Consider the following 12,839-nt stretch of genomic DNA (forward strand, 5'->3'; position numbering starts at 1 on the left):
GACCGACTTGGTCGTCGTGGCCAAGGTGCGGGCCGCGGCCCGTCCGAGGCTCAGCGGTGCCTGGTCGGAGTCCACCGGGTCGGTGACAGTCACAGCGAGAACCACCCGTTCGTTCGAAGGTCAGGATTGGTAGCGAGGGTTGGTGGCGTGCCAGGTGAAGCCGCCGCCCATCCAGGAACGGACACCCACGAGGAACCGCTGCAGCTCCGGCGACGGCACCGCCATCAGCTCGCGGTGGCCGTCCTCGAACTCGTGGACGATCTTGTTGTGCAGCTCGACGGTGGCCTCGACCGCCTCCTCGACCGAGCAGCCCCGGTCCGCGGCGATCTGCAGCACCATGTTGCAGACCGGCTTGTCGTCGGCGGCGTCCTTGGCCACCGAATGCAGGTCGTTGACCAGCACCGACGCCGTCCCGGCCCGCATCATCGCCTCCCGCACGCGCGGGTCGTAGTAGAACGGCGCGGGCAGCTCGTAGCCGCCGACGGCGTCGACGAGGGTCATCGACGTGTAGAAGCTGTCGTGCTGGCGGGCCGCCAGGTACTCCCACGCGGGTGGGTAGCGGCCGGTGTGGCGCCACGCCGCGTAGGCGTCCCAGCTGACGAACATCGCGAACGTCGCATAGCAGACCCGCTGGACCAGCACGGGGGAGCCGTGCCGGCCCAGGTGGCCGATCGCCGAGTGCAGCCCGACGAGGATCGGGTCCGCCCGCAGCGCTTCATCGAGGGGCGCCGAGAACTCCCCGGCCGGCGCGACCGGGTCCATGGCCGCCATGACGAGCGCCAGGCGTGGCGGCAGTTCGGTCGGCGCCGCGCCCAGCGCGCTGTCGTCGGCGTAGTAGTCGTCGGCCGCCCACCACGTCGCGTTCAGCTGCGCCGCGACGAGCAGCCGATCCGGGTCGTCGCAGTCGGGGTGGGCGAGCATCACCAGGCGGCCGAACCCGGCGTGGGCGATCTGGTCGAGGCCGTCGCCGGTGAACCCGCAGTCCTCGGCCCACGTGACCAGCCGCCGGTCGACCTCCCCGGCGAGGGCGTCGTCGACGCGACCCTGGACCGGGCAGTACAACGGCGTCGCGCTGCCGTCACCCCACGGCACGTCCGCGTAGGCCGGGTCCTGCCCGGGCGCGGGCGCGAACTGCGTCGCGATCCGCGCCGCGGCCGTGCCGAGGCCGAACGGGCCCGCGAGCAGGCTCGCGGCACCCCCGTTCGTCCACTGTGGACACGCGGTCCCGGTCGTCATGGTGCTCTCCCTCGGCACGCCCGCCTCAGACGCGGTCGGCGGCGATGAGCAGGTAGTGGAAGCTGCCTTCGCGGTAGGCGGTCAGGAACGGCTTCTCGACCCCGGTGGCGACCGAGGACTTCTCCCGCAGCTCCCAGTAGGGGATCGTCGCGGCCGTCAGGTCGACGACGGTGATCGGGACGAACCCGTTGTCCGACAACGCCTTGAAGTAGTCGCCGCGGGCGTGGATGTTGCAGATGTAGTGCTGGTCGATCTGGCTCACCGCCCGCGACCGGCCACCGGTGACGTCGTTGTAGCACCCGGTGATCGTGACGTACCGGCCGCCGGGCTTGAGCTGCCGCGCGTGCTCGGCGAACAGCTCGTGCAGGTCGACGTACATCGTGCTCTCGTTGTTCCAGATGCCCTGGAACACGCCGGATTCGAAGCCGGTGTCGAGCATGTTCTTCAGGTGGTAGCGGACCGAGCCGTCGATCCCGCGCTGCCGCACGTGCTCGTTGGCGAAGCCGACCTGCTGCTCGGAGATGGAGATCCCGTCGACCTGGCAGCCGAAGCGCTGGTGGGCCATGACGCTGGTGCCGCCGCGGCCGCAGCCGGCGTCGAGCAGCCGGTCGCGCGGCCCGATCGGGCCGAGGTGGTCGAGGAGGACGTCGGCCTGCGCGGTCTCGAGCCGGTGCATCTCGTCGATGATCGCCTGGTCGCGTCGGTCTTCGGGGGTGTCGAGGACGGCCGGGTCGTAGTCGCCGAGGCCGTAGTGGTGGTGGTAGAGACCGTCGACATCGCCCAGCCGGAGGTTCACCGGGTCCTTCTCCGCGTTCCAGTAGTCGGCGACCGACTGCTGGTACGCGGTGCGGGTCACGGGCTGGTCGAGAGCCGTCATCGAGAAACTCCTCGTTCGATTTCCTTGGGGTGCAAGGAAACGCACCGGGCGCCCGGCTTCGTCCCCTCCCCACCGACGCTAGCGAGGAAAGATTCACGCGGACAAGGAGCTTCACTCGCGCTGGCCGGGCGTTGCCCGTCTGGCCCAGCGGCACCCCTGCACGGGGTGGTCCGCGGCCAGGATGGGCGCCCCGTTCGGGACCGGGGACACCTCGTTGGGATGACGCGGTGCGACCGTGGGTCGTCAGCCGACCCAGGGGTTGGGGCGGCAGACGGCCCCATCGGGCCCGAGCTGTCCGGCTTTCTGGGATTCGGCCCGGTTGAGCTGGGTGAGGTAGGTGTTCGAGAGCCCGAAGGTCTGCTGCATCATGACGGGCGCGGGTGCGCCGGCGGCGGGGCACCCGACGTGCCCGAACCCGAGGGCGTGGCCCATTTCGTGGTTGATCGCGTAGGTGCGGTAGCCGGTGAGATCGGCCCCGAAGGAGTGAGCGCCGCGGATCCACCGGGCCAGGTTGACGACGATCCGGTGGGCGAGGCGGCAGGAGGAATCGTAGGGGATCGCGAAGCCGCAAAGGCGACGGCTCGTGCCGGGGGTGGTGAGGCTGATCCGCACCTCGGGGTGCGCCTGGGGGTCCGTTTCGCGGCGGAAGCTCACTTTGCCCTGACCGATCCAGCCCCGGGGGTCGACGAGGATGGTGTCGACCTGGGTGGCGAAGTCCGGGGCGTCGACGCCGTTCTCGATTTCGATCGTGTAGGTCAGTTCGTCGGGGCCGGCGCCGGCGAGGGTGCGAGGGCCGGGGACGACGCGCCAGGTACCGTCGCCGGCGGGGGTGACGGGCGGACCGTCGGGGAGCGCGGCGGGTTCCGGTGGTCGGGTGGTGACTCGCGCGGGTGTGATCGGTGAGGGAGTCCCGGTGAGCCGCCGCGGCTCGGCGGCGCGCGGGATGAGGAGCAGGGCCACCGCGAGGGCCAAGGCGAAGACCAGGACGGCGGGTGCCCACCAGGTCACCGGTTGCCGGAGTGGTTCTGCTTCCGGGGTTTCGAGTTCGGGTAGTGGGGCGTTAGTCGGCGGGCGGAGGTGGAGTGCCGGGGGGTGGGGCGGCTCTGGTTCGAGGGGTTCGGCGTCCGAGGGCCAGGCGATGGGTGGCGGGGTTTTTGTTGCTGGGGTCGGTGGTTCGGGTGTCGGGGTTGGGGGCTCAGCCGCTGGAGCGGTTGGCGGGGGCGACTGGGCGGGAATTGCCGGGCGCGCTGAAGGTTGGCCTGGCGCTGGAGGTGGTGGTTCGGGTGTTGGGGTCGGGTGTGTGGCCGGTGGCTTGGGTGGCGCGGGCTGAAGCGCCGGCGTCTGCTTCGCCGCCGGGGTCGCCGGCTCAGCCGCGATCGGAGGCGCCGCGGGCGACATACCCGGCCACGATGGGCGCAGGTCTGCCGGCTCGGCCAACGGATTCGGGTGCGTCGCCGGTTCCGCCACCGCGCCAGGCAGCAGCTGCTCCGGAGACATCGCCACCCGCGGCCGGGGCACCGCACCCCCGCCCGCGCGCCGGAACCGCAGCCGCCGCCGGGGACGTGGCACTCCCGCCGCCGGCGGCTCCTCCTCGATCGATGTGGCCGGCCGTGGCTGGGGCTGGGGCAGCCAATCGACCCGCGCCGGCTCAGTAGGCAAGGCCCACGCTCGCACATGCCGGCGCCGGGGCCGGGCCCGAACGCGGGTACGCCACCGTCGCGGGGTCGCCGTCCGAGGTGTACCGGTTTCCGCTGGGCGACGCCAGCACGTCCAGCCAATGTGCCGATCCGTACTCCGCCTCCGTCCCGGCGGACTGCGATCGGATCCGCGGGATCGCCGCGGGATCGAACCCGCGGGAGCACGGCGACGGCGCGGGCCCGGCGCCGACCAGCAACACCCCGTCGTACGAATACCCCGGTCCGCGCAACGCCAGCTCCGCACGCCACGGGCGCGCGCCGTACGGGAGCGCCAGTGTGCGGGGACGGTAGTCGCGGATCGCCGCGTCCTCCTCGGTGATCGCCGCCGTCGCCTCGCTTTCCGAGGCCGTGCGCAGGTTCGTGTGGTGACGCGTGTGGTTGCCGATCTCGAAACCGTGGTCGGCCAGCCAGCGCAGCTCACGCCCGCCGTCCGCCGAGCCGAACGGGTGCTCGTTGACGTACATGCTCGCCACCGGCCGGAACCGCGGGTGCGCGGCTGCGACGTCCAGCAGGATCCGGACCGCCGTCCCGGCCGCGGGCTGCCCTTGCGGCGTCAGGCCGAACACACTGGGGTCGCCGTCGTCGAAGGTCAGGACCACCGGGTGCGCGCCCGCCGGGAGGTCGAGCCGGCGGGTCACCAGCTCGGCCGTCGTGACCGGGACGTAATCCTCGTCGGCCAGCCGCTCGAGCTCCGCGGTGAAGTCGGCGGGCGTGCGCTCGTACACCGATCGCGGCCGCGCGACGATCCGGTGGTACATCAGGATCGGCACCCGGCCCAGCTCGTCGGCGCCGACCTGGCGCGCGGACGCGGGCGTGACGCGGGCCGGAGCGGCGGCGACGGGCGTCGGGACGGGCGCCGGTGACGCCGCGGGAGCGGGAGCGCCGCAAGCCGCCACGGCGAGCAAAGCGAACCCGGCACCGGACCGGAAAAGGCTACGCATGCGGGAAGTGTGGGGCCGGCCCCGTCCGCGCGCGGGCCGATCCACCGGGTCGGGTGAGTGCGCATTCCCGCCGCACGGCCCGAAAAAGCGCGTTTCCGCAGGCCGGGGGCCTGGCTCCGGAACGGACGCGGGCACGATGCGGTGATCGTCGGCGATGGCGTTTGCGCGAAGATCATCGCGGGTATTTCCCCGTGATGGTCCCGAAAACGGCGTCAGCCGCCCTCGATCGACGTCTGGTTCTCACCGCCGCGCTCGCGGGTCTGGCGGCGAGCGCGTGCGGTGCGCAACGGCGAGGTCGCGCCCTCGCCGTGCCGGTCACCGCGTCCCCCGCCGCGCCGGCGCCGCCGCCGGACCCGCTCGCGACGAGCCTGCTCGTCGGCTTCTGCGGTGCGCCGGGCGCGAAGGCGCTCGGCCGGATGACGGGCGACCTCGCGGAGGCGAGCGACGAGCTGCGCCGGCGGATCCGCGCGTTCCCGGCCACCCGGCCGGTCACCCCGGTCGTCGAGCTGATCGCGACCACCGTGCACCGCTCGCCCGGCGCCGACGGCATGTACCGCAGCCGCTGCGAAGACGAGACGGTGCGCGACTACCTCGATGCCGCCCGGGCGCTGAAAGGCGTGCTGCTGCTGAACATCCAGCCCGGCCGCGCCGACTTCCTGCCCGAGGTGCAGGCGTACGAACGCTGGCTCACCGAGCCGGACGTCGGCGTCGCGCTCGACCCCGAGTGGGCGGTCGAACCGGGCGTCATCCCGGGGAAGAAGTTCGGCCGCACGACCGGCGACGAGCTCGACGGCGTCGCGCGGTACCTCGGCGGCCTGGCCGGGGAACACGGCCTGCCCGCCAAGGTCATGGTGTACCACCAGGTGGCGTCTTCGGTGGTGGGCGACGAGGAGCTCCTGCGCGCGCACGCCGGTGTCTCGCCGGTGAAGGTCGTCGACGGCATCGGCTCGGCCGCGGCCAAGCAGGCCACGTGGAAGACGCTCATGAAGACCAAGCCCGACCACGTGCGGCCGGGGTTCAAGCTGTTCTTCGACGAGGACACCCGCCGCGGCGCCGCGTTGATGACGCCGGCGCAGGTGCTGGCGCTGACCCCGGCACCCGCCTACGTCGTCTACGAATAGCCTCGAAACCACGAAAGCCCGGTGCGGTTCGCCGCACCGGGCTTTTCGCGGGGACGACGAAAGCCCGGTGCGGGGAGGTGAGCCGCACCGGGCCATCGCCGGCTGTCCGTCCGGGGCCGATCGGGCCCTAGCCGATCGGGACGGGCAGCCCGCCGAGAAGGTCGTTCACCAGCGAGGACAGCGAGATCAGGAGCCGCTGCAGCAACGCGTTGAGCAGCGCGGTCACCGGCGGCAGACCCTGGCGGGCCTTTTCCTGCGCTGCCAGTCGATCCACGCCATCGCGTGCTTCGGTGTTCTGTTGGCTGGCCGTGGCCGCGGTGTCGCGGGCGTCGGCCTGGATGGTGTACCGCTTGCCCTGGGCGAGATCCGCGAGCAGCGGGTCGAGGTCGCCGAGGGTGGCCTGCGTGCCGGCCACGTCGCCGTGATCCGCACGTGAGGCCAGCTGGTCGCGCAGGGTCTGGACCTCCGCGGCCGCGCTGGTGGTGCTCGACGACCCGCTGCCGCCGGGCCCGCCCGCCGTGGCCACGCCCACGCCGGTCAGGGTCACCGCCGTCGCGGTGAGGAAAATCGTGACCGCCCGAGCCAGTGCACTTTTCATGTCCTACTCCTCCGGAATTCCCGATGCCGACTCCGATCATGGTGATCTTCGGAAGTGATTACCGCGAGCGGATCCCGCGGCGTCGGCGGGGGCGGTGATTTCGCACGGTGCGCGGCGGTCCGGGATCCGCGGAACAAACATGGAGTTCGCGTGAAGCCGATGCGCGGCAATTTGCAACTCCAATCACAGTGTGTGACCGCACCACTCGTTCGGGTCCCGCGATTACGATGAACGGTGGAATCGAGCCGGTTTTCCTCACCGAAGGTATGACTGGGGTGGTTCTCGCGTGCTACCGATGTTTCACCCGGACGTGACGTTTGTCGGGTGAATTAATGGGTAATCAGGCGCATTTATCTCGGGCAGGAAAGCCACTCTTAAGAAGGTTACGACGCAGAAGCACTTCTTGCGCGCTGAGAGCTTCGCTAATCTGGGTGGCGGCCGCCGGGGCCGGGTTTCCGGTCTTCAGCGGCTTCCTCGGTGCCGAGACCTGACACGAAGGCGCCATTCGGAGAACACCAAGACACAGAACGTCCCGGTGCCAAGCGGCGCCGGGACGTTCTGTGCGGCAGAAGAGGGGGAGCAAGGTGCGGGGCACCGGTCGGACTCGGGCACCCGGAGGATTCCGGGCGCGCGGCGGTGGTGCCTGTGCGCCCGGAGGGATCTCCTTCAGGACGCCCGCGCCCGGAAGGTTCCGGACGCGGGATTCCCGGACACCGGCGGCGTTCCGCCCGAGGCCTCAGACGCCCGGCGGGTTCCGGCGCGGTTCGGCCGGCGGATACGTGTTCGCCGGCGGAGTCGCCTCGGCCGGCGGGTACGCGTTGACCGGCGGGCCGGCCGTGGTCGCCTCGGCATGCGGTGCCGTCTCCCGGCGCGAAGGCCGGCCGGCGTCGGGATACCCCGCCATCGCCCCGGCCTTCGGCCCGCGCCGGACCAGGCCCGCCAAGCCCAGCAACCCGACCAGGCCGAGCAGGCCCCACAAACCGTTGTCGCCGTTGTCGTCCTCGGCGGTGCCCCCGTCGTCGTCGGCCTGGTGCCACGCGACCGGCACCGGCGCCGGTGCCGCCGACGCCGGGACAGCGCCGGTCACGCCGATCACGGCCGCGGCCGCGCAGCCGACGAGCAGGTTCCGTGCGGTTCGGTTCATTTCGGTTCTTCCTTCCGTTCGGACGGACGATCACCGGTCGCTTACCCCCGTCACCCGTGTTCACACCCGGTGTCACGGGAACGGGCGACGCTTTCCGTTTCCCGACCCGGTTCCACGCGCCGGAACGCCATTTGTAGACTGGTCCCCGGTTCAAGCAAGAGCCGTGGGAGGACGTGCGCGTCCGCCACCGGCCGCCCCCTTCCCTTATCGCGTAGCTGCGCATCCGTATCGGGAGAACACCGTCCACCGTTGTGGACGCGGGGAGCAATGAACAGTCAACTCGTGGTCGCCCCACTGGGCGCGACCTTCTCGCCACGTCTTATCTGCACCACCGGCGACCGCCTGATTCACCCGGCGGACGGCCGCAACGACCTCGCCAGGATCGTGGTGCGCTGGGCGCGTGCCTGGGTTCCCGAAACCTGGCCCGCTCGCCAGTACTTCGCCGCTCTCGGGATCGGTGACGACGAAAATCCTTGCTACACCGACGAAAACGTTACAGGTTGGCACCTCGTGGAGCCCCGCCCCGGCTCGCTCGCGTGGCGGGTGCGCTCGGGCGAGATCGACGTGACCACGGCCCTCACCGCCGAAGCGGAGGCTTGGCCCGGCTAGGAAACCACCGCACGAAAGCTCTGCGTCGCCTCCGCCGAGGCGGCGCAGGGCTCTTTCGCGCGTCCGGAATCTTCCTTGCCGCACAAGCGATGTCCGGGCACGATGAAAGAGAAGGCATTGGCGGAAAAGGGAACCGCGCGTAACCCATTCGGACCACCAGTAGGCCGGTCAGGGGCTTGCGGCACCCACACGATGGTGGCACGAAGTGGAAACGGCGCCGGGACGTCAGTACGTTTCCCTCACACGGGACGGAGAACACACCTTCACTGCCGTCCCGCCCGACGCAATCGTCAATCTAGGAGAAATCCCATGCTGAAGAAGATCGGCTTCGTCACGGCCGCCGTCGCCGCCGGCGCGTTCCTGGCCGGCGGCGTCGCCGCGGCCGGCACCCCCGACGGCCACGACCACCACGGCCACCACCACGGCGGCTACGACCACATGGGCCAGGTCGGCCTCGTCAACCTGAACAACACCGACGTGCTCCACAACGTCAATGTCACGCCGGGCATCTGCGGCAACGACGTCAACGTCCTCGGCGTCCAGGTGCCGATCCGCGACTCGCTCAACGGCATCGGCGTGCCGATCCTGTCGCCGGGCGAGAACGAGGCCAGCGGCGAGTCCCCCTACAACTGCGCTTCGGGCGCCGTGGTCGACGGCGGCACCAGCCAGGACAACTGAGTTTCCGTGCCGAGGCTGCCCGCTGTGTGTGCGGACGCCGGCCGAGGCACGGGAATCCGGCGATGCGCGTCGACGTCGTGACGCGTGCCCGGAACGCGGAGCGAGCTGCACACTCCTGTTCCGCGTTCCGGGCACGCCGCGACGCCGGGCGTTGCCGGCACGGGTGGGACCGGTCACGAACTGGAGAAGTGCGCCGGTCCCACCCGGCGTGAACCGCACGATAACCGACTTCCCCGGGCCCGGCGAACCGAAGCCGGGCCCGGTTCCTTTCCCCCGATCCCCCACCGGACCCTCCGGTGTGGTCTGTAGAAGGAGTTTTCTTCGTGATCAAGCAGCTCGGCTTCGTCGCCACCGCCCTCGCCGCAGGCATGGCGGTGCTCGGCGGATCCGCGTCGGCGACCGGTATCACCGTCGCCGGCCACCCGGTCGACCACAGCGACCAGATCGGTCTCGGCAACGTGCAGAACTTCGACGCGGTGCACAACCTGAACGCGGTCGGCGGCGTCTGCGACGACAACGTCAACGTGCTGGGCGTCCAGGTGCCGGTCCGCGACGTCGCGCAGGGCATCGACGTCCCGGTGCTCTCCCCGGGCGAGCACGACGCCGAGGGCGAGACCCCGTTCAACTGCGCCGGCGGCGGCATCCAGGACGGCGGGTCCGCGCAGGGCAACTGACCGCGCCCGCTCGAAGCCGCCGCGCGGATTGCCCCCCGCGCGGCGGTTTCACGCCCGATCGAGCCGGTGCACGGCCACTTCCCGCACCACCAGGAGACCGGCCGCCGCGACGGGTACCGCCACGAACGCGCCCACCACGCCGAGCAGTTCGAAGCCGAGCAGCACCGCGACGACGGTGACGAGCGCCGGGACCCGCACGGCCCGCCCGACGATCTTCGGCAGCAGCACGTAGTCCTCCAGCAGGCGATAGCCGACGAAGAAGCCGGCGGTGGCGACGCCGACGGGCGTCGACACCGTCAGCGCGACGAGCGTGGTGCCGGCCCCCGCGGCCACCGAACCCGCGACCGGAACGAGGTCGAGGACGGCGACGAGCAAGGCGAGCACCAGCGGGTAGGGCACGCCGAAACCCCAGAGCCAGGCGAAGGTCAGCACGCCCGCGATGAGCGACACGACGACGTTGCCGACCAGGTAGGCCCCCACCTTCCGGAAGACGGCGTCGCCGATCAGGATCACGCGCGGCCGCCGCGAACGCGGAGCCAGCCGGTAGAGCGCGGTGCGGACCCGTGGGAAGTCGGCGACGAAGTACGTGCCGAGCACGACGACGATCACCGCGTCGCCGAGCACGCCGGCGATCGACTTCGCCACGTCCGCTAGGTGGACGCCGCGGAGGCCGGCTTCGAGCCCGAAGGTCTCGTTCGCACGACCCAGGAGCGTGGTGGGGTCGCGCAGCAGGGCCAGGTAACGCGGCGCGCCGTCCTGCAGCTGCGTGATCTGGTCGGACAGCGGGACCGCGGCGCCGGCGACGGCCGCGGCGAAGATGGCCAGCCCGGTCACGACGACCACGCCGGCGGCGAGCGCGCGGGGCATCCGGCGCGTCAGCCGGGAGGTCACCGGTTCCAGCCCGACCGCGATGAAGAACGCGATGCCGATCAGGAGGAGCACATCGGACGCCGCGAGCACGACCTCCACGACCGCCACCGTGACGGCGACCCCGGCCGCGGCGGTCAGCCCAGCGAAGAACGGCGACCGGCGGTCGAGCGGCTTTCCCGGGGTGCCCAACGGCTTTTCCTCGTCCGCGGCGGCTCCCTCGGCTTCCCCGACGGCGTGGCCGGCGCGGTAGGCGCCTTTCGGTGCGTGCATGACACGGCGGCTACCCCGTGGCGGCCGCTCGAATCCACCCGATCCGGGCGCACGGGGGAAGTCCATGCTTCCCGGTGACCGCGTCCACCAGCCATTGCCGAATCTCCCGGATTGTCAACAGAATCGCTTATGAGCGTCAAGAATCTCGTGCTCGCTCCCGTCGTCGCGCTTCTGGCCGCCTTCGCGGCCTGCCCGGCCGCGGCGGCCATCAGCGCACCGCGGCTGCTGATCGACCAGGACTTCCCCGACCCGGACGTCGTGAAGACCGCGGGCGGCTATTTCGCGTTCTCGACGAGCACCGGCTCGGGCCGGATCCCCGTCGCGACGGCGTCGGCGCCGGACGGGCCGTGGCGCATCACCGGCGACGCGCTCGGGGCCGTTCCCGCGTGGGCCAAGCCGGACGGCGGGTTCTGGGCCCCGGACGTCACGCAGCTGCCGGACGGCACGTTCGTCCTGTACTTCTCGGGCGCGCGCGCCGACGGCGGGGAGATGTGCCTCGGGGCGGCGACGGCGTCCAAAGCGGACGGGCCGTACACCCCGGCCGGTGACCAGCCGCTGGTCTGCGCGGCCGAGGACCACGGCGACATCGACCCGCAGACGTTCGTCGACGCGGACGGAACCCGTTACCTGTTCTACAAGAGCGACGGCGACGCGACGGGGGCGCCGGCGGCGATCTGGACGCAGAAGCTGCAGGCCGACGGGCGCACGTTCACCGGGCCGCGCACCGAGCTGCTCCGCGCCGACCTCAACGCCGAGAAGGCGGTCGTCGAGGCGCCGTCGGTGGTGAAGACCGCGAGCCGCTTCCTGCTGTTCTACTCGGCGGACACGTTCCAGAGCTCGGGTTACCACACGGGCTACGCGTCCGCGCCGAAGGTGACTGGTCCGTTCGTGAAGGCCGACGCCCCCTTTCTGTCGACCGACCTTCTGGGCGGCAAGGTGGACGGCCCGGGCGGCGCCGACGTAGTGGACGGCCACATCTACTTCCACGGCTGGCTGGGCGGCGGCCGCACCGCGCGCGGGCTGTACTCGCTGCCGATTTCGTTCCCGGGGGACGTGCCGCAGCTGGGTTGAGCGGTGTCACTCACTCGGGTACTGGTCCGGTTGGCGCGCTCGTGGCCGGTTATCCCCGGAGGGAGCGTGGAAAGGGAGGACCGTCATGACGGTGTTTTGGGGTCTCGCCGGGTTACTCGGTTTGCTCGGGTGCTGCGGGTTGCTGCGGAGCCGGGGTGCGGTGGGGGCTGATCCGCTGGCCCGGTACCCGGAGGCTCAGGAGCCGGCGAGGCCGAATGCCGATACCGCGCACACGCCGCTCATGACGCCGGCGATCACTCCGGACATGCTGGAGCAGCCGCCTTTGCCTGGGCCGCCTTTGGCTCAGGCAAAGGCGCAGGAGTCGCAGTCGCGGGAGTCGCAGCCGCAGCTCCAGTCCGAGCCGCAGGTATATGCCCAGGAGCAGCCGCCGCTCCAGTCCGAGCGGCCTGCTTATGCCCAGGAGCAGCCGCAGCTGCAGTCCGAGCCGCAGGTGTATGCCCAGGAGCAGCCGCAGGTCGAGCGGCAGCTCGATGCACAGGAGCGGCCGCGGCCGGCGCGGCAGGAAGTCCAGGCGAGGCAGGAAATTCGACCCCAGCAAGTCCAGTCGCAGCAGGATGTTCAGATGCACCGGCAAGTTGGGCCGCAGGAGCAATCTCAGGCCACTGAACAGGTTCGCTCGCAGTCCCAGCCGCAGGCCGCGTCCGCGCCGCAGCCGCGGTGGGAACCGGCACCCGCGCCGGTTCCCGCGGGATCGGCGGTTGCGCCGGGTACGGCGCCGAGCCGGGCGGCCGCACCGCAGCCCGTTCAGGCACGGCCTGCCGAGTCACGCCAGGAGGCGGCGGTGCCGGAGGCGGGGACCATCGCGGGAGAGATCCCCGCGCCGCGAACTCAGCCGGTCGAGCAGATGCCGGCCGGGAAATCGGAAGCAGTCGAGTCCGGCCCGGCCGAGCAGTCGGTAGTGGCCGCGCCGGAATCATTCGTGCAGTCGGGAGTGCCTGCGCGGGAAGGGCCCGAGCGGTCGGCAGCGGCCGGCCCGGAATCATTCGTGCAGTCGGAGCTGCCCGCCCGGGAAGCGGCCGGACAGCCGGAAGG

General features: G+C 71.4%; 13 protein-coding genes. 6 read left to right on the forward strand and 7 right to left on the reverse strand.

Annotated elements, in window-relative coordinates:
- Positions 1 to 120 precede the first annotated feature (120 nt).
- From AB0M59_RS02170 to AB0M59_RS02185, 4 genes are all read right to left on the reverse strand, one after another.
- Positions 121 to 1,236 carry a family 2 encapsulin nanocompartment cargo protein terpene cyclase gene (locus AB0M59_RS02170; protein ID WP_364607115.1) on the reverse strand — a complete coding sequence of 372 codons (1,116 nt, stop codon included), beginning with the start codon at positions 1,234 to 1,236 and terminating at the stop codon, positions 121 to 123.
- A gap of 25 nt (positions 1,237 to 1,261) precedes the next feature.
- Entirely contained in the window at positions 1,262 to 2,113 is an 852-nt protein-coding gene (locus AB0M59_RS02175; protein WP_364607118.1) for a geranyl diphosphate 2-C-methyltransferase, read from the reverse strand.
- A gap of 243 nt (positions 2,114 to 2,356) precedes the next feature.
- Complete coding sequence (locus tag AB0M59_RS02180; RefSeq protein ID WP_364607121.1) at positions 2,357 to 3,121, reverse strand: DUF3152 domain-containing protein; 765 nt, start codon at positions 3,119 to 3,121, stop codon at positions 2,357 to 2,359.
- Positions 3,122 to 3,761: 640 nt separating this feature from the next.
- The gene (locus AB0M59_RS02185; RefSeq protein ID WP_364607124.1) at positions 3,762 to 4,751 is read right to left on the reverse strand and encodes a polysaccharide deacetylase family protein; all 990 of its coding nucleotides are present in this window, start codon (positions 4,749 to 4,751) and stop codon (positions 3,762 to 3,764) included.
- Positions 4,752 to 4,945: 194 nt separating this feature from the next.
- Here AB0M59_RS02185 and AB0M59_RS02190 point away from each other — a divergent pair, with 194 nt between their 5' ends.
- Positions 4,946 to 5,872 carry a hypothetical protein gene (locus tag AB0M59_RS02190; RefSeq protein WP_364607127.1) on the forward strand — a complete coding sequence of 309 codons (927 nt, stop codon included), beginning with the start codon at positions 4,946 to 4,948 and terminating at the stop codon, positions 5,870 to 5,872.
- A gap of 127 nt (positions 5,873 to 5,999) precedes the next feature.
- Here AB0M59_RS02190 and AB0M59_RS02195 read toward each other — a convergent pair whose 3' ends face one another.
- A complete protein-coding gene (locus AB0M59_RS02195) occupies positions 6,000 to 6,470 on the reverse strand; it encodes a hypothetical protein (protein WP_364607130.1) in 471 nt (156 codons plus the stop codon).
- A gap of 736 nt (positions 6,471 to 7,206) precedes the next feature.
- Positions 7,207 to 7,614: a WGxxGxxG family protein gene (locus AB0M59_RS02200; RefSeq protein ID WP_364607133.1), complete on the reverse strand. Its 408-nt coding sequence runs from the start codon at positions 7,612 to 7,614 to the stop codon at positions 7,207 to 7,209.
- A gap of 282 nt (positions 7,615 to 7,896) precedes the next feature.
- Between AB0M59_RS02200 and AB0M59_RS02205 the strand changes: the two genes are divergently transcribed.
- The 3 genes from AB0M59_RS02205 to AB0M59_RS02215 all read left to right on the forward strand — a co-directional run bounded on the left by AB0M59_RS02205 (position 7,897) and on the right by AB0M59_RS02215 (position 9,575).
- On the forward strand, positions 7,897 to 8,223 hold the full coding sequence (locus AB0M59_RS02205) for a hypothetical protein (protein WP_364607136.1): 327 nt from the start codon (positions 7,897 to 7,899) through the stop codon (positions 8,221 to 8,223).
- A gap of 309 nt (positions 8,224 to 8,532) precedes the next feature.
- Positions 8,533 to 8,901 (forward strand): hypothetical protein, encoded by a 369-nt coding sequence (locus AB0M59_RS02210; RefSeq protein ID WP_364607139.1) that lies wholly within the window; start codon positions 8,533 to 8,535, stop codon positions 8,899 to 8,901.
- Between the two features lie 323 nt (positions 8,902 to 9,224).
- Positions 9,225 to 9,575 carry a hypothetical protein gene (locus AB0M59_RS02215; protein WP_364607142.1) on the forward strand — a complete coding sequence of 117 codons (351 nt, stop codon included), beginning with the start codon at positions 9,225 to 9,227 and terminating at the stop codon, positions 9,573 to 9,575.
- Between the two features lie 48 nt (positions 9,576 to 9,623).
- On the opposite strand, the gene AB0M59_RS02220 is transcribed toward AB0M59_RS02215, so the two are convergent.
- Entirely contained in the window at positions 9,624 to 10,715 is a 1,092-nt protein-coding gene (locus tag AB0M59_RS02220; protein WP_364607145.1) for an AI-2E family transporter, read from the reverse strand.
- Positions 10,716 to 10,844: 129 nt separating this feature from the next.
- On the opposite strand from AB0M59_RS02220, the gene AB0M59_RS02225 reads away from it, so the two are divergent.
- Together AB0M59_RS02225 and AB0M59_RS02230 are read left to right on the forward strand one after the other, a co-directional pair.
- On the forward strand, positions 10,845 to 11,786 hold the full coding sequence (locus AB0M59_RS02225; RefSeq protein WP_364607148.1) for a glycoside hydrolase family 43 protein: 942 nt from the start codon (positions 10,845 to 10,847) through the stop codon (positions 11,784 to 11,786).
- A gap of 85 nt (positions 11,787 to 11,871) precedes the next feature.
- Positions 11,872 to 12,839 (forward strand): hypothetical protein (locus AB0M59_RS02230; protein ID WP_364607151.1); only part of this gene is annotated, 968 nt, incomplete at its 3' end.

The organism is Amycolatopsis sp. NPDC051371, from assembly GCF_040682155.1.
GTDB lineage: Bacteria > Actinomycetota > Actinomycetes > Mycobacteriales > Pseudonocardiaceae > Amycolatopsis.

Bases quoted from the DNA above. Each gene is read 5' to 3' on its own strand.
- AB0M59_RS02170 (WP_364607115.1), bottom strand. From the start codon at position 1,236: ATGACGACCGGGACCGCGTGTCCACAGTGGACGAACGGGGGTGCCGCG.
- AB0M59_RS02175 (WP_364607118.1), bottom strand. From the start codon at position 2,113: ATGACGGCTCTCGACCAGCCCGTGACCCGCACCGCGTACCAGCAGTCG.
- AB0M59_RS02185 (WP_364607124.1), bottom strand. From the start codon at position 4,751: ATGCGTAGCCTTTTCCGGTCCGGTGCCGGGTTCGCTTTGCTCGCCGTG.
- AB0M59_RS02190 (WP_364607127.1), top strand. From the start codon at position 4,946: ATGGTCCCGAAAACGGCGTCAGCCGCCCTCGATCGACGTCTGGTTCTC.
- AB0M59_RS02195 (WP_364607130.1), bottom strand. From the start codon at position 6,470: ATGAAAAGTGCACTGGCTCGGGCGGTCACGATTTTCCTCACCGCGACG.
- AB0M59_RS02200 (WP_364607133.1), bottom strand. From the start codon at position 7,614: ATGAACCGAACCGCACGGAACCTGCTCGTCGGCTGCGCGGCCGCGGCC.
- AB0M59_RS02210 (WP_364607139.1), top strand. From the start codon at position 8,533: ATGCTGAAGAAGATCGGCTTCGTCACGGCCGCCGTCGCCGCCGGCGCG.
- AB0M59_RS02220 (WP_364607145.1), bottom strand. From the start codon at position 10,715: ATGCACGCACCGAAAGGCGCCTACCGCGCCGGCCACGCCGTCGGGGAA.
- AB0M59_RS02225 (WP_364607148.1), top strand. From the start codon at position 10,845: ATGAGCGTCAAGAATCTCGTGCTCGCTCCCGTCGTCGCGCTTCTGGCC.